The sequence below is a fragment of the Sphingomonas sp. LaA6.9 genome (assembly GCF_022601895.1).
Taxonomy (GTDB): Bacteria; Pseudomonadota; Alphaproteobacteria; order Sphingomonadales; family Sphingomonadaceae; genus Sphingobium_A.
This window is the reverse complement of sequence record NZ_JAKVIO010000010.1, coordinates 56,719-80,964: the sequence shown is the minus strand read 5'-3', so window position 1 is coordinate 80,964 and position 24,246 is coordinate 56,719. Positions and strand designations below refer to the sequence as shown.

Below are 24,246 nucleotides of genomic sequence, written 5' to 3'. Positions count from 1 at the left end.
CCTCTCTCCGCCGCCGGGACATGCAGACGGCCCCTTCGCGAACATAGCAGGAACATGCATCTGTAGGACAGCGGCTGCTATCCGGAGGAGCGGGCACGTCGGAAACCAGCGCCCCCTGGGCCCGTATCGATCCGCTCAGCACTCGACCACATTGACGGCAAGGCCGCCAAGCGCGGTCTCCTTGTAGCGTTCGGACATGTCGAGCCCGGTCTTGCGCATCGTCTCGATCACTTGATCGAGACTGACGCGGTGCGTACCATCGCCGAGCATCGCCAGCCGCGCGGCCTCGATCGCCTTGATCGAGCCCACCGCGTTGCGTTCGATGCACGGCACCTGCACCAGCCCGCCCACGGGATCACAGGTGAGGCCGAGATTATGCTCCATGCCGATCTCGGCTGCATTCTCGATCTGCTCGGGGCTGGCGCCGAGCGCGGCTGCGAGCCCGGCGGCAGCCATCGAGCAGGCGACGCCGACCTCGCCCTGGCAGCCGACCTCGGCGCCCGAGATCGAGGCGTTCTCCTTGAACAGCGATCCGACGGCGGCGGCGGTCAGCAGGAAATCCTCGACACCATTGCTGCAGGCCTTGGGCGCGAAGCGCTCATAATAGCGCAGCACCGCGGGGATGATCCCCGCTGCGCCGTTGGTGGGCGCGGTCACGACCTTGCCGCCCCCCGCATTCTCCTCATTGACCGCGAGCGCCCAGAGGTTGACCCAATCGATCACGGCCAGCGGATCGGCGAGCGCGCGTTCCTGCCGTTCGATCAGCGTACGATAGATGGTGGGCGCGCGGCGCTTGACCTTCAATCCGCCGGGCAGGATGCCGCCCGAGGCGATGCCGCGATCGATGCACGCCGACATGGCATCGCGGATCGCCTTCAAGCGCGCCGAGATTTCTTCGGGCGCAAGCGCGCTTTCCTCGTTCTCGCGCATCAGTTGCGCGAAGCTCTTGCCCGTGCGTCCGGCGATCGCGAGCAGCTCGTCGCCCGAGCGGAAATTGTGCGGAACATCCCAGCCGCCTTCATCGGGCGCATTCTTGTTGGTCTGATCCTCATCGAGGATCGCGCCGCCGCCGATCGAATAATAGGTGCGCTGCGCGAGCGGCGCACCGTCCGCCTCGAAGGCGGTGAAGGTCATGGCGTTGGAGTGGAAGGCGAGCCGCTCGCGCTGGAGCAGGCGCAGATCGCGATCCTCGATAAAACCGATCTCGTGGCTGCCGTCCAGCGCCAGCCGCTTCGTCTCGCGGATCGTTGCCACCAGCGCGTCGGCGGCATCGGGATCTATGCCGGCCGGGCGCTGGCCGCTCAGGCCGATCAGCACCGCACGGTCGCTGGCGTGTCCCTTGCCCGTGAGCGCGAGCGAGCCGAACAGCGCGGCATCGACGCGCACGACGCGGACAAGCATGCCGGTGTCTGCGAGGCGCCCGACGAAATCCGCGGCGGCGCTCATCGGCCCCATGGTGTGCGAACTTGAGGGACCGACCCCGATCTTGAAGAGGTCGAATGTGCTCGCGACCATGTACTATGCACTCCAAAGCCGTTTGGGCTGAGCCTGTCGAAGCCCAGCCCTTCTTTTTGTTCCAAAGGTCAAGATAGGGCTTCGACAGGCTCAGCCCAAACGGGGATTGATGCCCGTTCGCTTATTTCGCGAGCAGCGTCCGTTGCCAAAACAACAGGCTTGCCCAGAACTGGTAATCGGCATTTTCCTTCTTGCCGAAGCCATGCCCCTCATTCTGGCCGAGCAGATGCCAGGCGGTGCCGCCCTTGGCGCGGACCGCCTTGACGATCTGGTCCGCCTCCGACGCGGGCACGCGGGGATCGTTGCCCCCCGTCACCACCATCAGCGGGATGTTGAGTTCCTCAACGCGCGTCAGCGGCGAAATCTCCATCAGCTGGGCGCGCTGCTTCGCATCACGCTCGTCACCATATTCGACGCGGCGCAGGTCGCGGCGATAGCTTTGCGTGTTTTCGAGGAAGGTGACGAAGTTGGAGATGGCGACGACGCAGTTCGCGCCCTTCAATTGCGCGCCGTAACGGATCGCCGAGGCGTAGCACATATAGCCGCCATAGGAGCCGCCCGTGACCGCGATGCGCGCAGGGTCGATCGCGGCGTCCTTTTCGAGCACGCCGAGATAGGCGGCGATGTCCTTCACCGAATCCTCGCGCTTGAACGGGCCATTGTCGAGGCTGACGAAGCGCTTGCCGAAGCCCGTCGAGCCGCGGACATTGGGGTAGAAGATCGCAACGCCCAGTTCGTTGAGCAGATAGTTGTTGCGGCCCTGAAAGCCCGGCCGCGACTGGCCCTCGGGCCCGCCATGGATGTTGACGATGAGCGGACGCTTGCCCGGGAATTTCTTCGCGTCGGGGCGATAGAGGAAGCCTGATACTGGCTCGCCGTCAAAGCTCTTCACCTCGACGAATTCGGGCTCGACATTGACGTTGGGATCGAGCCCGCCCGTCTCGCTCTGCGTCCAGCGCGAGACGGCAAGCGTCTTCGGATCGATCGCATAGGCGTCAGCCGGGCTGCGGGCCGAAGACAGCGTGAGGCCGACCGTGCCCCATGGGGCGATCTGAACGCCGCCGATCACGCCGAGCGGCAGCGCGTCGACGCTGCGCACCGCGCCCGATCGGGGATCGAGCAGCTTGACGCGGCTGGCGCCTGCCTCATTCGTGACATAGGCGATGAAGCTGCCATCGTCAGCGATGTCGAAGCTGTCGACGTCCCATTTGGGGTCCTTGCTCACGACGGTGAACTTGCCGTTCCTGAGGTCGACCGTTCCAAGCCGCTGGAAGTCCGAGCCTTCGTCGGAGGTTACCCAGAGCGTGCCATCGGGCGCGAATTCGGCGCCACCATAGGCAATGGCCTTCTTGTGATCGCCGACCGGCGTCAACTTGCCCGTCGTGAGATCGAGCAAATGGAGGTTGGACTTGGTGACCGACACATATTCGGTGACGACCGCCTTCTTGCCGTCGGGGGTGAAATCGGCGATCTGCCAGCCGCCGCCCTTGACCTGCGCGACGAGGCGATTGGTCGAAGGGTCGCGCGGATCGACGATGTAAAGGTCGCTGTCGGTGCCGTTGCGCCGCGTCGAGCTGTAGCCGACCCACTGGCCGTCCTTGCTCCACGCGCCGAATTCGTTGCGGCTCTTGCCGTCGGTGATGAGGCTGAGCTTGCCATCCTTCAGCGTATGAAGCTGGAAGAACTCGTCACCGCCCTTGTCCTTGCGGACGACGAGTACGTCGCCCTTTGGCGACCAGGAACCGCCGACGGGCTCGGCCTCGAAGCTGATCTGCGTGCGCGCGGCGAGCGGCGCCTTCACGACATGGAGTTGCGCGGTGTTGGCGAAGCGCGTCGCGATCAGCATCGACTTGTCGAGCGGGTTCCAGCCCGAAAAGCCCGCGGTGCGGAATTCCATATAGGGGCGTGTTTCGGCGACGATCGCGTCGGGGATTGCAGGAATGCCGTCGGCGACCAGCGCCGCGGGCCTTTCGGCATCGGCATGGACCGGCGAAAGGGGCAATAGTGCAGCGCCAAGAAACAACATGAAACGCATCGGATCCTCCGCAATTTTATTACTTGTGCTTTACGGAGGGGCGCCATTCGAGGCAACAGCATGAACATGGCGTTGGATACGACCAAACCGTTTGTTCTGCTCGACGATGCGCGCGCATCGGGTGCGGCGCCTGCGCGCCTTTACACAGCGCCGGTCGATACCGTCACCGCGCAGGGTGCGGGCAGTGTGCGCGCCGCGCTCGAAAAGGTCGAGGCGGCGCAGGTGCGCGGGTTGCATGCCGTCGGATTCCTCTCGTACGAGCTCGGCCATGCGCTCGAACCGCGGCTGCGCGCGCTCCAGCATCCGGGTGGCGACCTGCCGCTGATCTGGTTCGGGCTGTTCGAACGCTATGAGACGATCGCGCCCGATGCCGTGCCCGCGCTGCTTCCCGATCCGGCGGGCGCCTGGGCATCGCCCCCGAGACCACTGATCACGCGTGGCGCCTATGAGGTCGCGATCGCGCGCGTGCAGAATTATATCGCGGCGGGGGATATCTATCAGGCCAACCTGACCTTCCAGGCCGAGGTGAAGACGCTTGGCCATCCGCTGGCGCTCTATGCCAAGCTCCGACAGCGCGCGCAGGCGGGCTATGGCGGCGTGGTCTTCACGGGGCATGACTGGCTGCTCTCGCTCTCGCCCGAGCTGTTCTTCGCGTTGCAGGGCGGAAGGCTGACGACGCGCCCGATGAAGGGGACGGCGACGCGCGGCAAGACGACCGCGCAGGATGCCGCCGCGATCCGCTCGCTGCGCGAGGATCCCAAGCAGCGCGCCGAGAATCTGATGATCGTCGACCTGCTGCGCAACGACCTGTCGCGCGTCGCGGTCGCGGGATCGGTGCAAGTGCCCGATCTGTTCAAGGTCGAGACCTATCCCACCGTCCACCAGATGACCTCCACGGTTACCGCGAGCCTTGCGCCGGGCAAGCGCGCGGTCGACGTGATCCGCGCGATCTATCCCTGCGGTTCGATCACCGGCGCGCCCAAGATCCGCGCGATGGAGGTGATCGCCGAGGTCGAGGCGGGACCACGCCATGCCTATACCGGCGCGATCGGCAGGCTTGATCCGAACGACGATGCCGCGTTCAATGTCGCGATCCGCACGCTTCATCTAAAAGAGAAGGAGACGCGTGCGGTGATGGGGCTGGGATCGGGGATCGTGGCGGATTCGCGCAGCGACGACGAATGGAGCGAATGTCTGGCGAAGGGGGCGTTTGTGCACGGGGCGGATAGCGGGTTCGACATTGTCGAGACCATGGGTTTCGACCCTTCGGAAGGGGTGCTCCATCTCGAGCGGCACCTCGCGCGGATGCGCGCCAGCGCCGAAATTTTCGGCTTTGCCTATAACCACCACGCCGCGCGCAACGAACTGCAGGCGGCGACCTTCCGGCTGCGCGCGCCCGCACGCGTCCGGCTGATGCTGGGACGCAGCGGCGCGCTCGCGGTCGAGATCCGCGCGATCCCGCGCGCCCCCCAGGGCCCCGCCGCGGTCTCCATCGTGCCGCTCCCCGTCCACCCGTCGGATTTCCGGCTGCGGCACAAGACCAGCGATCGCGCATTCCACGAGCAGGCGCGCAGCGCTGCGGGCAGCTTCGAGGTCGTCTTTCGCGATCCTTCGGGTTTCCTGACCGAAGGCAGCTTCACCAGCATCTTCGTCGAACGCGGCGGCAAGCTGCTGACCCCGCCGTTGTCGCGCGGCCTGTTGCCCGGCGTGCTGCGCGGCGCGCTGATCGACGAAGGGCGCGCGATCGAGGCCGACCTGACCCCCGCCGACCTTTCGGGATCGTTCTGGATCGGCAATGCGGTGCGCGGCCTGTTGCCCGCACGGCTTGCAAGCCCCGCTGCGGATGCCTGAATAGAAATTCTTGGGGATCCGCCCGTTGCGGCGCAGCACGAGCGGGACTAAGGACGCGGGCGTCCATCAGGGAGCCCCGAAAATGTCTCAGCCTTCCGCCGCGCTCGGCCGCATCCAGCCCTCTGCCACGCTGGCAATGACCAGCCGCGTGCTCGAGCTGAAACGCGCGGGCGTCGACGTGATCGGGCTGAGCGCGGGCGAGCCCGATTTCGACACCCCCGATTTCGTCAAGGACGCCGCAATCGAGGCGATCCGCAAGGGGCAGACCAAATATACCAATGTCGACGGCACCGCCGAACTGAAGGACGCGATCGCGGCCAAGTTCAGGCGCGACAACGGGCTGGACTATTCGCCCGCGCAGATCAGCGCGAATGTCGGCGGCAAGCACACGCTGTTCAACGCGCTGGTCGCGAGCGTCGATCCGGGCGACGAAGTGATCATCCCCGCACCCTATTGGGTGAGCTATCCCGACATCGTCAATTTCGCCGGCGGCACCCCCGTGTTCGTCAAGGCGGGCGCCGAGCAGAACTACAAGATCTCGCCCGCGCAGCTTGACGCGGCGATCACGCCGAAGACCAAATGGCTGATCCTCAATTCGCCCTCCAACCCGTCGGGTGCTGCCTATACGCGCGCCGAGCTGGAAGCATTGGCCGACGTGCTGCGCCGCCACCCGCACGTGCTGGTGATGGCCGACGATATGTACGAGCACATCGTCTATGACGATTTCGAATTCACGACGATCGCGCAGGTCGCGCCCGATCTTTACGAGCGCACGCTGACCGTCAACGGCTGTTCCAAGGCCTATGCGATGACGGGCTGGCGCATCGGCTTTGCGGGCGGCCCCGCCTGGCTGATCAAGGCGATGGCCAAGCTCCAGTCGCAGTCGACCTCCAACCCCTGCTCGATCGCACAGGCCGCGGCGACCGCGGCGCTCAATGGCGACCAGAGCTTCCTTCAGGAGCGCAACATCGCGTTCAAGGGCCGCCGCGACCTCGTGATCGGGATGCTGAACCAGATCGACGGCGTGCATTGCCCGACACCCGAAGGCGCCTTCTATGTCTATCCCGACGTGTCGGGACTGATCGGCAAGGAGACTCCCGCGGGGCAGTTGATCGAAAACGATGCGGTGTTGATCGATTATTTCCTTGATCACGCGCGGGTTGCGGCCGTACACGGCGCTGCCTTCGGGCTCGAGCCCGCCTTCCGCGTCAGCTATGCGACCTCGGAAAGCGTGCTGACCGAGGCATGTTCGCGCATTCAGGAAGCCTGTGCGGCGCTGAGCTGAGAGGCACGCGACGCAAGGGGCGTCGCAAAACCTTTCTGAAAGCCTGTGATCCCGTTCACTGCGGCGTCATTTGCGCGGTGGCATCCAGGGCTGCGTAACGATTCGTAACTATTTGGCGCTAGCGAACGCCAAGGGAAGAAGATGATGATCACGATGCTCAAGTCCGAACTGTTCCAGCGTTTCGCCGGCGGCTTCGTAATTGGCGCCGTTGCGATCGTCGCGCTCCAGCCCGCCGATGCCTGGCCATTCGTCGAAGCGATCAAGGCGGCAGCGGGCATCGCCTGAAATTTTTTGCGGGCGGGTACGTAACCTTTTCGTCCCTTCGTCGGTATCTGCGCTATCGTCGGCAACGAGGTTGTAGCGATGCGTTTGTCAAAGGCAGCCCTTCCGCTTTCCGCGCTTTCGCTGGCGCTGGCCAGCTTTGCCTGGCCCCATATCATGATCGCCCCCGCGAGCGCCGAGCGCGCGGTTGCGATCCCGCGCGCGACAATGGACGCGACGGGCGCCAGGGGCGCGCAGACCGCGATCCTCGCGGGCGGCTGTTTCTGGGGCGTCGAGGCGGTGTTCGAGCATGTGAAGGGCGTGAAGAGCGTGACCTCGGGCTATGCCGGGGGCACCGCCGAGACCGCCAATTACCGCGCGGTGAGCGGCGAAAAGACGGGCCATGCCGAGGCGGTGAAGATCGTCTACGATCCTGCGCAGATAAGCTATGCGACGCTGCTGCGCGTCTTCTTCTCGGTCGTGCACGATCCCACCCAGCTCAATCGCCAGGGCCCCGATCGCGGCCCCAGCTATCGCTCCGCGATCTTCCCGGTCAATGCCGACCAGATGCGCGTGGCGCGCGCCTATATCGCGCAACTGACCGCCGCCCGCGCGTTCCCGCGCCCGATCGTGACAAAGATCGAAAGCGGCCGCTTCTACGCCGCAGAGGCCTGGCATCAGGATTTCATGACGCGAAATCCGAACCATCCCTACATCGTCCGCTGGGACAAGCCCAAGCTCGCGGCCTTCCGCGCGGGCTATCCTTCGCTGGCGCGCTGAAACACGCGCTTGCGCAGAGCTGCAAACCTGCGCACTCTTTGACGCATGCATCTCGGCAAGAAGTATAAATTCACCGAATTTGTCGGTTGGACGGGTCGGGAGGCCCTCTATCTGATCGGCTGGTCTCTATTCGTCACACTGTTCCTGCACGTCTCGCAGTGGAATTTTCTGACGATGCCAGCCCCCGTTCTCGCGATCATCGGATCGGCGCTGGCAATCATTATCGGCTTCAAGAATGCGCAATGCTATTCGCGCTTCAACGAAGCCCTTGGGCTTGCCGGTCAACTCAATTCGAACAGCTTCATCTTCGCCAACAGGCTGACGTCCGCGCTCGGCAATCTGGATGCCGCGCATCCCGGCCCGGATCTGAAAGAATTATATTATCGCCATTTGGCCTGGCTGACTGCGCTGCGCTTCTTCCTGCGCGGAAGGAAGTCCTGGGAAAATATGTCGGAGCGGGGGAATGCCCGATTTCTTGCCGCGTTTCCGACGCCGGAAAGCGGGGCAGCGCTTGAGGATGAACTGAAGACCTATTTGTCCGACACTGACGTCCAGAAGGTCATGACCTATAATGGCGAAAAATTATCACTGATTCTCCGATGGCAATATGAATCCATCAACGATCTGTACAACAAGAATCTGATCAATGAATTTGTGCTGATGGGTTTGTCTTCCGCACTCGACGACATGGTTCGATTGCAGGGTGGCTTGATGCGGTTGAAAAACTATCCATATGCGAGAAACTACTATTCAATCGCCGTGTTTCTTCTGGTTATTTTTGTCGCGATTGTCCCGTTCGGTCTCTTTACCTACGCCCAGGAACTGGGAGAAACTGCCGCAATCGGCCATTGGGCGGTCTGGTTGAATGTCCCTTTCAGCGTGGTCGTCGGATGGGTCTTTGTTTCGCTGGAAAAAGTCGGAGAGAATTCCTCAAATCCGTTCGAGGGTGGCGCCAACGATGATCCGATCTCGTCCATCGCGCGGCGCATCGAGATCGAGATGCGCAACATGCTCGGCGAGAAGACCGAACTCAAACCGATCGAAGCGCGAGGCAATATCCTTTTCTAGAGCGCGAGCGCAAAGTCGGAATCATGCACAGAGTACCCCGGCGAAGGCCGGGGCCCAGCAGTCACGCACACAGCAGCCTGCGCCCCTGGACCCCGGCCTTCGCCGGGGTACTCTGTGTAACGCGTCAGGTTTAGCGCACGCCATTCTAGGGCGCGGGCGCCCCGCCCCGAGCCAGCCGTCATTCCTGCGCCTGCGGGTCGCTGGCCCGCACCGGTCTCACGTCACGCCGCGAGCGGGAAACGCAGCAGCCTGTCCTCGACGGGGACCAGCGCCTCGGCGGGGCCGCCCAGCGCGCGGAGGATCTCGGGATGCGCCGCGTCGAGCCCGCCTGTCAGCGCGCCGAAGGCGGGCAGGATCAGCTTGGCGCCCGTCGCGACGAAGCAGCGCCTTGCGACGCTGCGCCCGCGGACACGCACGCGCAGCTTGGGATGGAAATGCCCCGAAAGCTCGGGGCGCGGATCGGCAGGATCGGCTTCGTGGCGCAGCACCAGCCCATCGACTTCGGCCTCGTCCACCGCATTGCCGCCAAGGCCGGGCGTGATCGCGGGATCGTGATTGCCCGTCACCCATGTCCAGCACGTCGCGTCGGTCAGGCGCCGCAGCGCCGTGCGCGCATCGCCCGACAGGCGCGCGCCGCCATCGGCATCATGAAAACTGTCGCCGAGGCACCAGACCTCGCGCGCGCCCGTTGCCGCCACAAGCGCTGTGAGTTCAGACAGCGTCGCCAGCGAGTCATAGGGCGGCAGCATCTGGCCACGCGCGGCGAACCAGCTCGCCTTTTCGAAATGCAGGTCGGCGACGAGCAGCGCCCTGCGCGCGCGCCAGAACAGTGCGCCCTGGGGAAGTGCGGCAAGCTCATGCCCTGCGAACGAAAAGGGAACCATGTCCCCGTGTAGCGCGCGTCATGCCGCGCGCACAAGCGCCTCACTTCGCCGGTTCGTCAGTGTCGCGATCACCATGGTCGGGCCGCAGCCGGTGGAACAGCGGTTCGGAAACGAGCAGCAATATGGCGAACGCGGTGCCGATCGCGAGCAGCTTGTACTGGCCAAGCCCCGCAACGATCCCGACCGCGGCGGCAACCCAGAGATTGGCTGCAGTGGTGACGTTGTGAACGTCGTTGCGCCGCACGAAGATCAGTCCGGCGGCGATGAAGCCGATCGCCTGCGCGACGCCCTGAATGACGCGAAGCGGATCGGTCTTGTTGGTCTCGTCGAGCGCATGGAGCTGATCATAGAGCAGCAGCGAACAGATCATCACCATTGCCGAGCTGAGCGAAACCAGCGCATTGGTGCGTATCCCGGCATCGATTCCGCGCAGTTCGCGGTCGAGTCCGAGCAGCGCGCCGACCAGCGTCGCCAGCCCCATGCGCAGCGACAGTTCGGCCCAGCTGTCGGCGATCAGCATCAGGAGCCGGGTCGGCCCTGTATGCGCATCGCCAGCATGACCTCGTCATCGCGCCGGCCGCCCTCGGGCAGCAGGAAACGGATCTTGCGGTTGGCGAAGTCGACCGACACGCGATCGAAGGCCTTGAGCGCGTTCATCCCCAGCATCAGCGCGGGCTTGCGCGTCAGTTCCAGCTTCTCGAAAGGGTGCACCTCGGCGAAAGCAATGGGCAGGTTGGTCAGCGTCACCCCGCCGATCTTGATTTTGGAGACGAACATATATTCGGCCATCATCGTCTCGCCGGTCACCCCGATGAGCTCTATGGTCTTGGGCTTGCCGTGGAGCGATCCGCGCATAAGCTTGCGCTTCAATGCCATGTTGCCGATCGTGATCTGCGACCCCGTGTCGACAATGGCATTCACGATATGCCCGTTGGCCTCGGCATTGGTGAGGATCAGCTGGCCGAAGCGGCTCTTCGCGGTGACGACGATCTCGTCGGGATCGCGGCGCCCCAGCGGGGTTTCGGACGGCACGATCGTCATCGTCTGCCGCCGGAAATCGAGCAGCACGCGGTTTTTCCTGAGGCTGTCGATCCCGAGCATCCCCACCGCGCCCAGATCCGCGCGCGAGAGCGCCGGCGCACGGACGTCGTGCATCCTGTCGCGGTTCACGCCGAGCTGAGGAATGATGACGGTGCTGACATCATCTTCACCCGTCATCGAATGCAGCCGCGCGACGGGCCCCGCGGCGAGCCCGAGTTCGCCCGCAAGCTCGCGCGAGATCACGGTGCGCTCGGAGCCGGTATCGACGACGAAGTGATAGGGCCCCTTGTTGCCGATGCTGACGGGCACGGTCATGCGTTTGGCGCGGTCCTCACCCATCTCGACCGTCTCGCTCGCCCCGTCGGCGGGCGGGGGCGTTACGGGCGGTTGGCCTGCGCCCCCGGCGGCGAACCATATGGCGCCCAGCATCAAAGGCGTGAGCAGCGAGAACTTGTGCATGGCGGACCCTCTCCAAGGGGCGGTTTTGCAAAGACTACGCCTCTGCCCGCAGGGCGGCAAGGCCGCGACGGCCCATGGAGTCCGCATTGAGCGCCGGATTTCGCGCCTTCGTCGAAATCTGCGCCGCCAGTCGCTTCAATCCAGCCGCATGGCTTCGGCGGCGAGGTGCTCGGCTTCCATCAGCAGCGCATCGTCGACAGTGCCCTGCGCGACATGCTCGCGCCCGATCAGCACGAGCACAGGCACCGCGAGCGGCGTGATGCGATCAAGATCGACATGCACCATCGTGTCGGCGGCGCGCTCGAGCAGGTCGGCGAGGCGTCCGACATCGGTCATCCTGGCGCGCGCATCGGCCCAGGCGGCCTTGAGCAGCAGATGGTCGGGCTCGTATTTCAGGAGCACGTCATAGATCAGGTCGGTCGAGAAGGTCACCTGCCGCCCGGTCTTCCTCTTGCCGGGGTGCTGGCGCTCGACGAGGCCGCCGATCACCGCAACCTCGCGAAAGGCGCGCTTCAGCAGGTGCGATCCCTGCACCCACTCGACGAACTCGTCTTCGAGAATGTCGGGCGAGAACAGGCCTTGCGGGTCGGTCACGCGCTCGAGGCTGAAGGTGGCGAGCGCATAATCACTGGCGACAAAGCCGATGGGCTTGAGCCCCTGACTCTCCATCCGCCGCGTGATGAGCATGCCGAGCGACTGGTGGGCGTTCCAGCCCTCGAAGCTGTAGGCGACCATGTAATGCCGCCCCTCATGCGGGAAGGTTTCGACGAGCAGGCGCCCGGGTTCGGGGAGCCGCGAACGATGGTCCTGGATTTCGAGCCATTCGCGCACATCGGCGGGAAACCGTGCCCATTCGTCGCGGTCATGGATCAGCGCCTGCACGCGCGCGGCGAGGTTGGTCGAGATCGGCATGCGTGCGCCCATATAGGTCGGTACACGCGCGGGCCGTGTGGTGGCGCGCACGATCAGATCGGTCTGGTCGATCTTCTCGACCTCGAGGCTGAGGCCGGAGAAGAAGAAGGTGTCGCCCGTCGAAAGCGAGGCCGCGAAATTCTCCTCGACCGTGCCCAGCTTGCGCCCGTTCCTGAAGCGTACGTCGAGTAAGGGCGCATCGACGATAATCCCCGCATTGAGCCGGTGCTGCTTGACGAAATCGGGATGGGTGACGCGCCATTGGCCATCGGGCGCATGGGCGAGCCGCCGGAACCGGTCATAGGCCCTGAGCGCATAGCCGCCATTTTCGACGAAATGGAGCACGCGGCTGAACGTCTCGGCGTCGAGCGCCGAATAGGGCAGCGCCGAACGCACCTCGTCCAGCATGGCATCCTGATCGAAGGGCGCGGCGCAGGCGCACCCCATGAGATGCTGCGCGAGCACGTCGAGCGCGCCGGGGCGGAAAACATCGGTATCGAGTTCCCCCGCCTCGACCGCGTCAAGCGCCGCGCGCGCCTCGAGATATTCGAAGCGGTTGCCGGGCACGAGCACCGCCTCGCTCGGCTCATCAAGCCTGTGGTTGGCGCGCCCGATGCGCTGGAGCAGGCGTGACGATCCCTTGGGCGCGCCCATCTGGATCACGCAGTCGACATCCCCCCAGTCCACGCCAAGGTCGAGGCTCGCGGTCGCGACAAGCGCGCGCAGCTTGCCGTCGGCCATCGCCGCCTCGACCTTGGGCCGCGCTTCGCGGCTGAGCGAACCGTGGTGGATGCCAACCGGCAGCTTCATCTCGTTGACCTTCCACAGATCCTGAAAGATCAGCTCGGCGAGCGAGCGCGTGTTGCAGAAGACGAGCGTGGTCCGGTGCGTCTCGATCTCGGCCATGACCTGTTCGGCAGCGTAGCGCCCCGAATGACCCGACCAGGGCACGCGGTCCTCGGGCAGGAGGATCGAGATATCGGGCTCGGCGCCGGGATCGCCGGTGACCCTGGCCACCATGTCGATATCGCCATGGGGCGCCAGCCAGCCGCGATAGCCGTCGGGATCGGCGACCGTCGCCGAAAGCGCCACGCGGCGCATGGCGGGCGCGATCGCCTGAAGCCGGGACAGCGAGAGCGAGAGAAGGTCGCCGCGCTTCTGCGTGGCGAAGGCGTGAACTTCGTCGATGACGACGGTCTTCAGCCCTTCGAACATCAGGAAGCTGTCGGGATAGCTCAGCAACAGGCTCAGGGATTCGGGCGTGGTCAGCAGGATCTGCGGCGGTCGCACGCGCTGGCGCGCCTTGCGGTCGGCGGGAGTGTCGCCGGTGCGTGTCTCGACGCGAATGTCGAGGTCCATCTCGCCGATCGGATTGAGCAGGTTGCGCTGCACGTCGACCGCAAGCGCCTTGAGCGGCGAGACATAGAGGGTGTGGAGCCCCTCGGTCGGGGCCTCGATCAGATCGACGAGCGTCGGCAGGAAGCCGGCGAGCGTCTTGCCCGCCCCCGTCGGCGCCACGAGCAATGCATGCCGTCCCGCGCGCGCGGCATCGAGCATTGCGATCTGGTGCCGCCGCGGCGCCCAGCCGCGCGTGGTAAACCACTTTGTCAGCGCGGGCGGCAGGGGCGTCATCGCGCGCCACTATAATCGTGACGGCGAAAGACGATAGCGCCGCTTGTCCATATCGCACGGCATGCCCGACGAGAGCCTGATTCACGGCATCGGCGGAAGCACAAAATGCTTCCTCCTCAACCGATCAGGCTCTAGACAAGCGCCATGCTGACGGGTCGACAAGTCCTTCGTGCCATCGTGCTCGCCATCGCGGCGATGCTACTTGGCGTTCTCTTCACCATCGTGTGGGTGGCGCTCTATTCGGCGGTGATCGCACCCGGACAGGAACTGGCCTTCTACGAGGATTATGCGATTCGATCGGCGCCGCTGATCGCGGTCGTGACGGGTCTGCCCATCCTGTTTTGCATGGGCTGGCTCATGGCGCGCGACATGGACGCGGGCGAAGGCGCGCGCGCGGGTGCAATGGTCGGTATCGCCTATACGGTGATCGACTTCCTGCTACTGCTCTCGCTCGCCGGTCCGGTGGGCATTCCCTGGGGCATGCTGGCGCTGTCCTACGGCACCAAGATCGCGGCGGGCGCGGCAGGTGGATGGGTCGCCACGCGCAATGCGCTGGAAAATGCCGGGGGCGACCCGATATAGGCCGATGTGACGCGGCCCGGATCCTGGATCGAACCCCATGCGGAGGGCATCTATGTGCCCGCCGCCGATATCTGGATAGACCCTTCGACCCCAAAGCCGCGCGCGCTCGTGACGCACGGCCATGCGGATCACGCGCGTGGCGGGCATGGCGAAGTGTGGGCCACGCGCGAGACGCTCGCGATCATGGAGGTGCGCTACGGAGCGCAACCGGGCATTGCGGTCGGCTATGGCGAGCGGCTGGCAATGGGCAGCGTTGACGTGACGTTTGCGCCCGCGGGTCATGTGCTCGGCTCGGCGCAGATCGTGCTCGATCATCGCGGCGAGCGGATCGTCGTCTCGGGCGACTATAAGCGCAGGCCCGATCCGACCTGCGCACCCTTCGAGCCCGTGCCATGCGACGTCTTCATCACCGAGGCGACCTTTGGGCTGCCCGTCTTCCGCCATCCGGAAACGCATGACGAGATCGACAAGCTGCTGGCCGCACTGCGCGCCAATCCCGAACGCTCGGTTCTCGTCGGCGCCTATGCGCTGGGCAAGGCGCAGCGCGTGATCGCGGAACTGCGCGCGCTGGGCCATGCCGATCCGATCTACATTCACGGCGCGCTCCAGACGCTGTGCGACCTCTATGAAGCACATGGCGTGCGACTGGGAGAGTTGCGCCCCGCGACCGACGCCTCGAAGGACGAAATGCGCGGCGCGATCGTCATCGCACCGCCGTCCGCGCTCAACGATCGCTGGAGCCGGCGGTTGCCCGATCCGATCACCGCCATGGCATCGGGCTGGATGCGCGTGCGCCAGCGCGCGGTGCAGCGCGGGGTTGAGCTGCCGCTGATCCTGTCGGACCATGCCGACTGGGACGAACTGACGCGCACGCTGACCGAGATCGCACCGCGCGAGGTCTGGGTCACGCATGGCCGCGAGGATGCACTCGTTCACTGGTGCCAGACGCACCAGATCAAGGCGCGCGCGCTCGATCTTGCCGGCTATGACGACGAAGACGATTAGGGGCGCGAAGTTATAAGTTTGAAGGACTGGAAGCGCCGACATTGTGGACGTCGTGTTCAGATGGCAGGTTCACCACATGATGGGGTGGTTCAGGGTAATTGGGCTGTCGGTTTGTACCGCTCTCGCCGGGTGCGGTCCGGCGACGACTTTGAAAAACGACACGCAGGCGACTGTGTATGCCGATTTCATCAAGAGCGGCGTTCCAAGACCACCACACGCGCAAAAGCTCGCTTCCGGCGTCTCCTATACCGCTCCATGGCTTCCTGCGGATGCGAACGCGCTTTATGTGGGGAGCGATCCCGCCAAGCTGCAAATGTTCCCCGTAGCCAAGCTCTGCGACCTAAAAGAACAAAGCTGCGAGATACTCGCGTCTAGGCTATTGGGCTCCGGCGGGAACGGCAACTAACCACGACTTTTCGGACATTATGGCAGTAGCCACAACGCTCGTTGTTGCTCGTCACATAAGTCAGCTGGTGAGCGGTCGGAACCCGCCCAAGCCGGGATGGAGAGCGTGACGGTATCGGGCGCTATCGGATCGGGCAGCCGCAAAAATGCGTCGCTGTTGATTTCGCGCTCGAAGCCAGAATCTGATCACCTTCTATACCCAGCCACACCTCATCAGCCGCCGTACTCTCCACCTGTTCCGCGGCGAGGCTCTGCGCGTCTGGCGCCGCCCGCCCGTTTAGCCGATTACCGCGCCCGCTGAGCCTGAGGCTGCGACTGGTACGTTGAAGGCCGCTTGTGCGCCACCATCGGGAAGCTGCGGCCGCTATGATAGGTAACGGTTCCGCACATCCGGTCGCCCTTGGCCGAGAGCGTGCCGTCGAACAGGACATCGCCCTCGCGCGAGGCGACAGCCATGTGGATGCTGTTGCCGGTCAGGGTGATTGTGCGCACGACAACGGGCGCGGTCCTCACCGGCGTGAGCGATCCGCCATAGGCGTTGCCGACAAAGCCGATCGACATAAGGCCGAAACTGGGCTCTCCCCCGACATCCATCAGGAAATCCCAGTTGCCGTGGAGGTTCGGGGCCTCGCCGCCTGTCGTAGCGGCGCCCGCGCCGCACTCAAACCGCATGTTTACGGGCTCGCTTGCCGCCGCCGGAACAGCTGCAAATGCCAATGCCACACCAGCGATAATCCGTTTCATTGTTTTCTCCATGCCAACATCTGGACGTTTGTGCTGGCCGGTTGACGCGTCGTGATGCCTGTCGACAATGGCGAAAATCGTGAATAGCTTCCGCAATTTCGTGACCGGTGGACCGATGCAGTTGGCGATGCGTGAATGGCGGATGATGGGGAAGTGGCGGGGGCCGCTAAGCGCCGTCGCTTTTGGCGCGCTGCTTGGCGTGACGGGTCCATTCGGATCGCAAACATCTCTCGGCCCGGCCGTGAGATATCCTTTCTGGATGATCATCGCACTCGTCGGCTTTGGAGCCGCTGCTGCCGCGGGGCGAGTCCTTCCTTCCACTTCGCCGGGCAGGAGAACGGCAACACGGATCGTCGCAGTGGCAGCCGCATCCGCGGTGCCCATGACGTTCTTTGTGGCGTGGGCCATGGGGGTGGTCCGACCAGGCAGAACGTTCAGTCCCGTTCAACTGCTCGCCTTGTTCCCGTACGTGGCGCTGGTCCAGCTGCTGATTGCCCGCGTCATATCTCCGGACGACCAGATGCCGGACGACCAGATAGCTGTGGCCGCACCCGCGGAACAGCCAGCCGCCGCTCCCGAATACCCGTCCGAGTTCGTGTCGAAGCTTCCGGTTGCTTTGCGCCGGGACATACTCGCGCTTGAAGCCGAGGATCATTACGTGCGCGTGCATACTCTCCACGGCTCGGCACTGGTCCTGATGCGGCTGGCGGACGCGGCGGCGATCATCGATCCCCGGCTGGGCCTTCGCGTGCACCGTAGCTGGTGGGTCGCCAAAAACGGTGTTCGCGCGGTGGAAAGATCGCCCGGACGAGCAATTGCCCGGCTGGTTGATGACACGGCAGTTCCGATCAGCAGGACATATTTGTCGGCCGCGCGGACAGTTTTGACAGATTAGCTCTATCGAACCGACCGGGTTTACCGGGCCGAACCGTCAGGTTGCGGGTTGTGAAGGGGGCTCTGCGCACAGGCTGCAAGGCCAGACTTCAGCCAAAAAAAGGCCGCCCTGAAAGGACGACCTGGAAAGTTTTTAGGAGAGGATGCCTGAAAGGCCCGCTCTATGTGCACTGCAGCATGATATTGTGCAAGTGCGAATGACATCGGTGGACATGCAAAAATTGCAATCATCCGATAATCCGATGTCATCCCGACAGACTTAGTGCCCCGCCTGCGGCCCGCGTGCGATGCCCGACGCCGCCAGCTGCGAATCGATCTGGCCCATGAGGCGCTCGAGTCCCGCCTCGTCCTTCGCCTCGGCGCGAGCCACGAGCACGTCCTGCGTGTTCGACGCGCGCAGCAACCACCAGCCATCGGGCGTATTCACGCGCGCGCCATCGGTGTCGTTGACCTCGGCGCCGTCGGCCTTCAGTCGCGCGAGCACTTCGCCGACCACCGCGAACTTGCGGCTCTCATCGACCTGGAAGCGCATTTCGGGGGTGTTGACCATGTCGGGCATCGCATCCTTGATTTCGGTCAGCGACTTGCCCGACTGGCGCACCGCGCTCATCAGCCGCACCGCCGCATAGATCGCGTCGTCAAAGCCGTAATAGTCCCACGCGAAGAAGATGTGGCCGCTCATCTCGCCCCCCAGCGGCGAATCGACCTCCTTCATCTTGGCCTTGATCAGCGAATGGCCGGTCTTCCACATCAGCGGCTTGCCGCCCAGTTCGGCGACGCGGTCGTAAAGCGCCTGGCTGGTCTTCACATCGGCGATGATCGTGCCGCCGGGAACCGCTTTCAGCACCGGTTCAGCGAGAATGCCGAGCAGCTGATCGCCCCAGATCACGCGGCCTTCGCCGTCAATAGCGCCGATCCGGTCGCCATCGCCGTCGAAAGCCACGCCGAAATCGAGCTTCTTTTCGGCGACCAGCGCTTTCAGATGCGCGAGATTCTTTTCCTCGGTGGGATCGGGATGATGGTTCGGAAAATTCGCGTCGACATCGGTGAACAGCAGATGATGCTCACCCGGAAGCAGCTTGACGAGCTTCTCGATCACCGGGCCCGCGGCGCCATTGCCCGCATCCCAGCCGATCCGGTATGCGCCGCCCGCATAGCCCGCGAGCAGCCGCCCGACATAATCGTCCATGATGTCCACGTCGGAGACGGTGCCCGCGCCCTCGAGCCAGTCGCCTTGCGCAGCCATCGCACCGATCAGGGTGATGTCCTCGCCGTAAAATGGCGCATGCTGAAGCACCATCTTGAAGCCGTTATAATCGGCGGGATTATGGCTGCCGGTTATCTGAATGCCGCCATCAACCTCTAGCACGGCCTCGGCATAATAGAGCATCGGCGTGGGTCCGAGGCCGACGCGGACGACATCGACGCCGCTTGTCGTAAGGCCATTGATCAGCGCCGCCTCGAGCATCGGCGAGGATTCGCGGCCGTCATAACCGACCGCGACGCGGGTGCCGCCGGCGCGGCGGACAAGCGTGCCGAAGCCGCGCCCGATGGCATAAGCGTCGTCCTTGTGCAGCGTCTTTCCGACAATTCCGCGAATGTCATATTCGCGCAGCGTCGTCGGGTCGAAAACATGGCTCATCAAAGGCTCCGTGGTTCAGTCGGTTTGGGACGGTGCCTGAACGCCCGACTTGAGCAACAGGTCACGCGCCGCATTAATTTTTCTCGCAAGCTCCTCGCTGCCCCCTGCGTCGGGGTGGACGCGCGCGATGATCCGGCGATGCGCCGCGCGAATCTCGTCGGGCGCCGCGCCCGGCTGGACACCCAGCAACAGTCGCGCCTCCTCTGGCGACATGGCGGGGCCGGCCTTGTGCCCCTTCCACCAGAGCCAGATGATCGCGACGATCCCGAGAAGGAGGATCAGCTTTGCCATCAGGCGGCGTTCGCGGTCGCTTCGGGAAGCGCCAGCCCCGAGATCATCTCGCGCAGTTCCTGCCGCGCTGCGATATGGCTGATGCCGAGTTCGCCGAGCTCCTGCAGGTCGAGCAGCGTAACCCCCTTGGGGAAAAGTTCGCGGTAGATCACGCGCTCGCCGAGCCCGGGAATGACGCGGAAGCCGACGCGCTTCGAAAGTTCCGCCAGCGCGTCGCCGACGCGGCGCATGTTGCGCGCCTCGACGTGCTGGAGGCGGTTGCGCAGGACCACCCAGTCGACGGTGCCGCCATCGGCCTTGGCGCGCGCCTTGCGCGCATCCCACACCATCTCGGCGTAGAAGCTCGGCCGCTTGACCTTGTAGGTTTCCGAATCGACCTGCCCGATCAGGTCGAGGTCGATGAAGCTGTCGTTGATCGGCGTGACCAGCGTATCCGCCCTGCTCGCCGCGGCGCGTGCGAGCGGATCGTCGCGGCCCGGCGTGTCGATGACGAGGAATTCGACGCCGCGCGTCAGCGTGTCGAGCTTGGTCTCGAAGGTGTCGGGGCTGCCGTCGCTCACCACGTCGAACGCAGGGATGTCGAGCCCGAGCAGGTGCCGCTTTGCGGTGTCCTGCCGATTCTCCAGGTATCGTGCCAGCGTCTTTTGCCGACCGTCGAGATCGAGCGCCGCCACGCGCCGCCCCGCTTTTGCGAGCCCGATCGCGGTATGGACGGCGCTGGTGGATTTACCGCTTCCGCCCTTTTCGTTCGCGAACACAATCAGATGAACGCCATTGACCGCCATGCAGAATTTCCGCCCCTTTAAAATGCAACCTTGCCCCCCTAAGAGCAGCCCTCCGGCAATATCGGAGGCAAAGGCAGCGTGCAAACGGTCCGTGATCTCGACTCTCTGAGGGCAGCAATAGACGCATTCAAGGCGGAAGGGCACCGCATTGCGCTGGTGCCGACCATGGGCGCGCTGCATGCGGGGCATCTGGCGCTGATCGAGGCCGCGAAAGCCAGGGCGGACCGAGTCGTCGCATCGATCTTCGTCAATCCCAAGCAGTTCGGCCCCAATGAGGATTTCGACGCCTATCCGCGCAAGGAAAATGCGGATGCCGCACTGCTCGAAGCGGCGGGCTGTGCGCTTTTGTGGCTGCCCCCGGTCGAGGTCATGTACCCCGAAGGCTATGCCACCAATATTTCGGTATCGGGCGTGAGCGAGCACCTCGACGGCGCCGCGCGCCCGGGGCATTTCGACGGCGTCGCCACGGTCGTCTCGAAGCTCTTCAACCAGGTCCAGCCCGACATCGCGCTGTTCGGCGAAAAGGACTACCAGCAGCTCGCGGTCATCCGCCGCATGGTCGCCGACCTCAATTTCCGCATCGAGATCGAAGGCGTGCCTACCCAGCGCGAGGAAGACGGGCTCGCGCTGTCATCGCGCAATGTCTATCTGTCGCCCGAGGAGCGCGAGGCCGCGCGCGCGCTTCCCCGCGCACTCGGTGAGGCGGCACGCGCCATCGCGGCGGGCGGAGACGTTGACGAGGCGCTGACCAAGGCCAGGGCAATGCTCGCCAAGGCAGGTTTCGATCCGATCGACTATGTAGCACTCCACGATGCCGAAACACTCGTGCCACTGTCGGCATTTGATCGACCCGCACGGCTTCTTGCGGCCGCGCGAATCGGGCGCACGCGGCTGATCGACAATTTGCCTGTCGAGTAACTCATTGAAAACATGGTTATTGAACTGGACACAAATCAAAGCTGATTTGCGTTAACCACTTTTTTAAACCCTCTCGCCGAAGCTCCCAGTGACAGAAGTGTCAAATGGGGGTTGGGGAAATGGCTCATAGTCTTAGCAGCGAGGCCTTGCTGACCGAAAGCCGGATGCGCGATGCGGTCCGCGGCGACTCGAAGGCATGTTTCGATCTTGGCATCGCCTATTCATCGGGAACCGGCGGGGTCGAAGTCGATCTGATCCAGGCGCACAAATGGTTCAACCTTGCCGCGCTGAAGGGCAATGTGCGCGGGCAGGAATGCCGCGCCGAGATCGCGCACGAAATGAGCGGCTGGGAAATCGCCGAGGCGCAGCGTCAGGCGCGTTCATGGCTACAGGACACCGGCCGCGCCGCGGCCTGAGGCCTGGTTGCAGGAAACCGGCCGCGCCGCGGCCTGAGGCCGCTTAGCGGAAGTTGTCGGCGTACGCCTGAAGCTTGAGCTTGCGCTCGGGCGCGGCGACGACATGATACCCGATGCCCTGGCGCTCGGCATAAGCCTTCGCAGCATCGGCGTCGGCGAAATACAGCTTCACCTGCTCGCGCGTGTCGCCCGAGCCTGCCCAGCCCATCAGCGGATCGGCGCGCTTGGCCTCTGCGGGCTCGAATTCCAGCACCCAGCGATTCGTGAGCGCCCTGCCCGACTGCATCGCATTCTTGGGGGTCTGGTAGATACGCGCGGCCATGTCCGTTTCCCTGATTTCAGCGCCCGTCCAGTGCCCGAAGCGCGGCAGAGTCGTCAAGTGCGCCGTCACGACCGCGCACGCGCATCGGCCTTTTTTGTCCGGAGCGTCGCGCTGGCCCCGGCGGGGTCGTCGGGCCAGGGGTGCTTGGGATAGCGTCCGCGCATCTCCTTGGCGACATCGGTCCAGCTTCCCGCCCAGAATCCGGGCAGATCACGCGTCGTCTGGATCGGCCGGCCCGCCGGCGAGGTGAGGCTGAGCACGAGCGGCACGCGTCCGCCCGCGACTGCGGGATGGGTTGCCAGCCCGAACAAGGCCTGGACGCGCACGGTGACGGTGGGGCCGCCCTCCGCCGCATAGTCGATCGCGTGGCTGCTGCCGGCGGGCGTGGTGAACTCGGGCGGCGTCAGCGCATCGACACGCTTTCGCCCGTCCCAGCCGAGCAACATGTCGAGCACGCCCGACAGCGCCGCGGGATCAATGTCGGAGAGCCTTCGCTTGCCCGATACGATCGCGGGGAGCCAGTCGTCGAGGGTGGCGAGAAGTGCCTCGTCCGAGAGATCGGCGAGTTCCGCGTCGTGCGCCCGTGCGAATGCGGCACGGCGGCGCAGCGCCCGGGCATTTTCGCTCCATGGCAGCAGATCGAGGCCATGGCTGCGGACGCCCTCGACGAGCGCTGCGGCGATCGCGGCGGGATCGGCCCTGGCGTCCTGCCCCCTGGCGAGCTGGATCGCGCCAAGCCAACGGCCATGCATCGCCTTCACGCCCCCGGTTGCGGGATCAAAGGTCAAGTGCGCGCCGCTTTCGATGCGATCGCCGAACAGCGCCTCGACGTCAGCAAAATCGATCGGCGCGGCCGACAGGATTCGCGCGCCCGACGCCGCGCCCTGTATCTCGGCGACCGCGAGCCATTCGGCGCGCGCGAGCGGCGAGGCGGGATCAAGACGAAAACCGCGGCCGCCGACCGAAATCCAGTTGGCGCCATCGGCATCGCGGCGCTTCGAGAGCCGGTCGGGAAAGGCCAATGCGACACAGGCACCGATATCGCCGTCATCCTGTGACGCGCTGGTGCCCGCGAGCCGCTGCCAGCGTTCGGCGAGGCCGCGCGCCGATTGCGCACGCTGCCCGCGCTCACCCTGCCAGCGGCGCAGGCGCAGTTCGAGATCTGCGTCGGTGCCGCCGAGCCCACGCTCCGAGATCAATACCGCGACGCGTGCCGCGAGGCGCCCCCAGCCGCGCGTACCCGCTTCGACGAGCATGTGCGCGAGACGCGGCGGCAGCGGGAGCTTCGCGATCGCCGCACCGTGCGGCGTCGGGCGGCCATCGCCGTCGAGCGCGCCAAGGCTCTGCAGCCGGCGGCGGGCCTCGGCGATCGCGGCCTCGGGCGGCGGATCGATCCAGCCGAGCGTGCGGGGATCGGCGACGCCCCAGAGTGCGCAATCGAGCAGCAGCGGCGAGAGATCGGCTTCGAGGATTTCGGGCGGATCGAAGGGCGGCAGCCCCGCAGTCGCCGCCTCTTCCCAGAGACGATAGGCGACGCCCGGCATCTGGCGCGCGGCGCGGCCCGCGCGCTGCGTGACGGCGGCCTGGCTGGTGCGCTCGGTAACAAGGCGCGTGACGCCCGCCGCGCGGTCATAGCGCGGACGGCGCGCCAGTCCGGAATCGATCACGATGCGGACGCCGTCGAGCGTCAGGCTGGTCTCCGCAATGCTGGTGGCCAGCACCAGCTTGCGCTTGCCCGCAGGCGCGGCGGCGATCGCGGCGCGCTGTGCGGCAGGGTCGAGCGTGCCGTGAAGCCGGTGCAGGTCGATGTCGCCCGGCAGCCCGGTCAGCCGTTCGGCGGTGCGCTCGATCTCGGCGACGCCGGGGAGGAAGGCGAGTACACCGCCCTGTTCCTCGGCGAGCGCGCGGCGGATCGCGGCGGCCATCTCGTCCTCGATCCGCGCCTCGGCGCGGCGGCCGAGATGGCGCAGGGTGAGCGGATGGCTGCGCCCCTCGCTCTCGATCACCGGCGCGTCACCCATCAAGCCCGAGAAGCGCGCGCCGTCGAGCGTCGCCGACATCGCGACGAGACGGAGATCGGGGCGGAGTCCACCCTGCGCATCGAGTGCGAGCGCGAGGCCGAAGTCGCTGTCGAGGCTGCGCTCGTGGACTTCGTCGAACAGCACCGCGGAGACGCCCACGAGTTCGGGATCGGTCTGGATGCGGTTGACGAAGATTCCTTCGGTCAGGACGAGCACGCACGTCGCGGCGGACTGCTTGCTGTCCATGCGCGTGGCGTAGCCGATCGTCCTGCCCACGGGTTCGCCCGCGAGCATCGCCATGCGCTCGGCGGCGGCGCGCGCGGCGAGGCGGCGGGGCGACAGCAGCAGGATCTGTCCGGTGCACCATGGCTGATCGAGCAATGCCGGCGCGACCGCAGTGGTCTTGCCCGCACCGGGGGGGGCAACGAGCACCGCGTTCGATTGCGCGCGCAGCGTCGCGAGCAGATCGGGCAGGATGGCGTGGATGGGAAGCGTCAT

Annotated in this window: 22 protein-coding genes; 10 read left to right on the top strand and 12 right to left on the bottom strand. The window is 65.1% G+C overall.

From position 1 onward, the window contains the following. Positions 1–135: 135 nt before the first annotated feature. Both MKI88_RS07690 and MKI88_RS07685 read right to left on the bottom strand, forming a co-directional pair. Positions 136–1,515 carry an L-serine ammonia-lyase gene (locus tag MKI88_RS07690; RefSeq protein WP_241630457.1) on the bottom strand — a complete coding sequence of 460 codons (1,380 nt, stop codon included), beginning with the start codon at positions 1,513–1,515 and terminating at the stop codon, positions 136–138. A gap of 121 nt (positions 1,516–1,636) precedes the next feature. Then, the gene (locus MKI88_RS07685; protein WP_241630455.1) at positions 1,637–3,550 is read right to left on the bottom strand and encodes a prolyl oligopeptidase family serine peptidase; all 1,914 of its coding nucleotides are present in this window, start codon (positions 3,548–3,550) and stop codon (positions 1,637–1,639) included. 66 nt (positions 3,551–3,616) lie between these two features. Between MKI88_RS07685 and pabB the strand changes: the two genes are divergently transcribed. From pabB to MKI88_RS07660, 5 genes are all read left to right on the top strand, one after another. After that, positions 3,617–5,401 carry an aminodeoxychorismate synthase component I gene (gene pabB / locus MKI88_RS07680; RefSeq protein ID WP_241630494.1) on the top strand — a complete coding sequence of 595 codons (1,785 nt, stop codon included), beginning with the start codon at positions 3,617–3,619 and terminating at the stop codon, positions 5,399–5,401. A gap of 82 nt (positions 5,402–5,483) precedes the next feature. Then, positions 5,484–6,686 (top strand): pyridoxal phosphate-dependent aminotransferase, encoded by a 1,203-nt coding sequence (locus MKI88_RS07675; RefSeq protein WP_241630453.1) that lies wholly within the window; start codon positions 5,484–5,486, stop codon positions 6,684–6,686. Positions 6,687–6,827: 141 nt separating this feature from the next. After that, entirely contained in the window at positions 6,828–6,971 is a 144-nt protein-coding gene (locus MKI88_RS07670; RefSeq protein WP_241630498.1) for a hypothetical protein, read from the top strand. A 78-nt stretch (positions 6,972–7,049) separates the two neighbouring features. Continuing rightward, positions 7,050–7,727: a peptide-methionine (S)-S-oxide reductase MsrA gene (gene msrA, locus MKI88_RS07665; RefSeq protein WP_407073315.1), complete on the top strand. Its 678-nt coding sequence runs from the start codon at positions 7,050–7,052 to the stop codon at positions 7,725–7,727. Between the two features lie 45 nt (positions 7,728–7,772). Next, entirely contained in the window at positions 7,773–8,795 is a 1,023-nt protein-coding gene (locus tag MKI88_RS07660; protein ID WP_241630451.1) for a bestrophin family protein, read from the top strand. A gap of 221 nt (positions 8,796–9,016) precedes the next feature. On the opposite strand, the gene pdeM is transcribed toward MKI88_RS07660, so the two are convergent. The 4 genes from pdeM to MKI88_RS07640 all read right to left on the bottom strand — a co-directional run bounded on the left by pdeM (position 9,017) and on the right by MKI88_RS07640 (position 13,723). Further along, complete coding sequence (pdeM, locus tag MKI88_RS07655; protein ID WP_241630449.1) at positions 9,017–9,679, bottom strand: ligase-associated DNA damage response endonuclease PdeM; 663 nt, start codon at positions 9,677–9,679, stop codon at positions 9,017–9,019. 40 nt (positions 9,680–9,719) lie between these two features. Then, positions 9,720–10,199, bottom strand: coding sequence for an MgtC/SapB family protein (locus MKI88_RS07650; protein WP_241630447.1), 480 nt, complete (start codon positions 10,197–10,199; stop codon positions 9,720–9,722). Next, complete coding sequence (locus MKI88_RS07645) at positions 10,199–11,179, bottom strand: retroviral-like aspartic protease family protein (RefSeq protein WP_241630445.1); 981 nt, start codon at positions 11,177–11,179, stop codon at positions 10,199–10,201. Before MKI88_RS07645 ends, MKI88_RS07650 begins: the two co-directional genes overlap by 1 nt. A gap of 135 nt (positions 11,180–11,314) precedes the next feature. Next, positions 11,315–13,723, bottom strand: coding sequence for a ligase-associated DNA damage response DEXH box helicase (locus tag MKI88_RS07640; RefSeq protein ID WP_241630444.1), 2,409 nt, complete (start codon positions 13,721–13,723; stop codon positions 11,315–11,317). A gap of 144 nt (positions 13,724–13,867) precedes the next feature. On the opposite strand from MKI88_RS07640, the gene MKI88_RS07635 reads away from it, so the two are divergent. Together MKI88_RS07635 and MKI88_RS07630 are read left to right on the top strand one after the other, a co-directional pair. Next, positions 13,868–14,305 carry a hypothetical protein gene (locus MKI88_RS07635; protein ID WP_241630443.1) on the top strand — a complete coding sequence of 146 codons (438 nt, stop codon included), beginning with the start codon at positions 13,868–13,870 and terminating at the stop codon, positions 14,303–14,305. A gap of 6 nt (positions 14,306–14,311) precedes the next feature. Beyond that, positions 14,312–15,310: a ligase-associated DNA damage response exonuclease gene (locus MKI88_RS07630; protein ID WP_241630442.1), complete on the top strand. Its 999-nt coding sequence runs from the start codon at positions 14,312–14,314 to the stop codon at positions 15,308–15,310. A gap of 690 nt (positions 15,311–16,000) precedes the next feature. Here MKI88_RS07630 and MKI88_RS07625 read toward each other — a convergent pair. Beyond that, positions 16,001–16,459, bottom strand: coding sequence for a hypothetical protein (locus MKI88_RS07625; RefSeq protein WP_241630441.1), 459 nt, complete (start codon positions 16,457–16,459; stop codon positions 16,001–16,003). Between the two features lie 67 nt (positions 16,460–16,526). Between MKI88_RS07625 and MKI88_RS07620 the strand changes: the two genes are divergently transcribed. After that, on the top strand, positions 16,527–17,354 hold the full coding sequence (locus MKI88_RS07620; RefSeq protein WP_241630440.1) for a LytTR family DNA-binding domain-containing protein: 828 nt from the start codon (positions 16,527–16,529) through the stop codon (positions 17,352–17,354). Positions 17,355–17,612: 258 nt separating this feature from the next. Here MKI88_RS07620 and pgmG read toward each other — a convergent pair whose 3' ends face one another. From pgmG to MKI88_RS07605, 3 genes are read right to left on the bottom strand one after another with little or no spacing between them, the layout of a single operon-like run. Next, entirely contained in the window at positions 17,613–18,995 is a 1,383-nt protein-coding gene (pgmG, locus tag MKI88_RS07615) for a phosphoglucomutase/phosphomannomutase PgmG (protein WP_241630439.1), read from the bottom strand. A 15-nt stretch (positions 18,996–19,010) separates the two neighbouring features. Next, on the bottom strand, positions 19,011–19,286 hold the full coding sequence (locus MKI88_RS07610; protein ID WP_241630438.1) for a DnaJ domain-containing protein: 276 nt from the start codon (positions 19,284–19,286) through the stop codon (positions 19,011–19,013). After that, the gene (locus tag MKI88_RS07605) at positions 19,286–20,071 is read right to left on the bottom strand and encodes a division plane positioning ATPase MipZ (RefSeq protein ID WP_241630437.1); all 786 of its coding nucleotides are present in this window, start codon (positions 20,069–20,071) and stop codon (positions 19,286–19,288) included. Before MKI88_RS07605 ends, MKI88_RS07610 begins: the two co-directional genes overlap by 1 nt. Before the next feature lie 78 nt (positions 20,072–20,149). On the opposite strand from MKI88_RS07605, the gene panC reads away from it, so the two are divergent. Both panC and MKI88_RS07595 read left to right on the top strand, forming a co-directional pair. Further along, on the top strand, positions 20,150–20,989 hold the full coding sequence (gene panC / locus MKI88_RS07600) for a pantoate--beta-alanine ligase (protein WP_241630436.1): 840 nt from the start codon (positions 20,150–20,152) through the stop codon (positions 20,987–20,989). A gap of 119 nt (positions 20,990–21,108) precedes the next feature. Beyond that, entirely contained in the window at positions 21,109–21,405 is a 297-nt protein-coding gene (locus MKI88_RS07595; RefSeq protein WP_241630435.1) for a hypothetical protein, read from the top strand. Positions 21,406–21,448: 43 nt separating this feature from the next. Here MKI88_RS07595 and MKI88_RS07590 read toward each other — a convergent pair whose 3' ends face one another. Beyond that, a complete protein-coding gene (locus MKI88_RS07590; protein WP_241630434.1) occupies positions 21,449–21,727 on the bottom strand; it encodes an ETC complex I subunit in 279 nt (92 codons plus the stop codon). Positions 21,728–21,792: 65 nt separating this feature from the next. After that, positions 21,793–24,246 carry an ATP-dependent helicase HrpB gene (hrpB, locus tag MKI88_RS07585; protein ID WP_241630433.1) on the bottom strand — a complete coding sequence of 818 codons (2,454 nt, stop codon included), beginning with the start codon at positions 24,244–24,246 and terminating at the stop codon, positions 21,793–21,795.

Excerpts from the sequence above, each read along its gene's own strand:
- MKI88_RS07690 (WP_241630457.1), bottom strand. The coding sequence starts at position 1,515 with ATGGTCGCGAGCACATTCGACCTCTTCAAGATCGGGGTCGGTCCCTCA.
- MKI88_RS07685 (WP_241630455.1), bottom strand. The coding sequence starts at position 3,550 with ATGCGTTTCATGTTGTTTCTTGGCGCTGCACTATTGCCCCTTTCGCCG.
- pabB (WP_241630494.1), top strand. The coding sequence starts at position 3,617 with ATGGCGTTGGATACGACCAAACCGTTTGTTCTGCTCGACGATGCGCGC.
- MKI88_RS07675 (WP_241630453.1), top strand. The coding sequence starts at position 5,484 with ATGTCTCAGCCTTCCGCCGCGCTCGGCCGCATCCAGCCCTCTGCCACG.
- MKI88_RS07670 (WP_241630498.1), top strand. The coding sequence starts at position 6,828 with ATGATGATCACGATGCTCAAGTCCGAACTGTTCCAGCGTTTCGCCGGC.
- msrA (WP_407073315.1), top strand. The coding sequence starts at position 7,050 with ATGCGTTTGTCAAAGGCAGCCCTTCCGCTTTCCGCGCTTTCGCTGGCG.
- MKI88_RS07660 (WP_241630451.1), top strand. The coding sequence starts at position 7,773 with ATGCATCTCGGCAAGAAGTATAAATTCACCGAATTTGTCGGTTGGACG.
- pdeM (WP_241630449.1), bottom strand. The coding sequence starts at position 9,679 with ATGGTTCCCTTTTCGTTCGCAGGGCATGAGCTTGCCGCACTTCCCCAG.
- MKI88_RS07650 (WP_241630447.1), bottom strand. The coding sequence starts at position 10,199 with ATGCTGATCGCCGACAGCTGGGCCGAACTGTCGCTGCGCATGGGGCTG.
- MKI88_RS07645 (WP_241630445.1), bottom strand. The coding sequence starts at position 11,179 with ATGCACAAGTTCTCGCTGCTCACGCCTTTGATGCTGGGCGCCATATGG.
- MKI88_RS07640 (WP_241630444.1), bottom strand. The coding sequence starts at position 13,723 with ATGACGCCCCTGCCGCCCGCGCTGACAAAGTGGTTTACCACGCGCGGC.
- MKI88_RS07635 (WP_241630443.1), top strand. The coding sequence starts at position 13,868 with ATGCTGACGGGTCGACAAGTCCTTCGTGCCATCGTGCTCGCCATCGCG.
- MKI88_RS07625 (WP_241630441.1), bottom strand. The coding sequence starts at position 16,459 with ATGAAACGGATTATCGCTGGTGTGGCATTGGCATTTGCAGCTGTTCCG.
- MKI88_RS07620 (WP_241630440.1), top strand. The coding sequence starts at position 16,527 with ATGGCGAAAATCGTGAATAGCTTCCGCAATTTCGTGACCGGTGGACCG.
- pgmG (WP_241630439.1), bottom strand. The coding sequence starts at position 18,995 with ATGAGCCATGTTTTCGACCCGACGACGCTGCGCGAATATGACATTCGC.
- MKI88_RS07610 (WP_241630438.1), bottom strand. The coding sequence starts at position 19,286 with ATGGCAAAGCTGATCCTCCTTCTCGGGATCGTCGCGATCATCTGGCTC.
- MKI88_RS07605 (WP_241630437.1), bottom strand. The coding sequence starts at position 20,071 with ATGGCGGTCAATGGCGTTCATCTGATTGTGTTCGCGAACGAAAAGGGC.
- MKI88_RS07595 (WP_241630435.1), top strand. The coding sequence starts at position 21,109 with ATGGCTCATAGTCTTAGCAGCGAGGCCTTGCTGACCGAAAGCCGGATG.
- MKI88_RS07590 (WP_241630434.1), bottom strand. The coding sequence starts at position 21,727 with ATGGCCGCGCGTATCTACCAGACCCCCAAGAATGCGATGCAGTCGGGC.
- hrpB (WP_241630433.1), bottom strand. The coding sequence starts at position 24,246 with ATGACGCTTCCCATCCACGCCATCCTGCCCGATCTGCTCGCGACGCTG.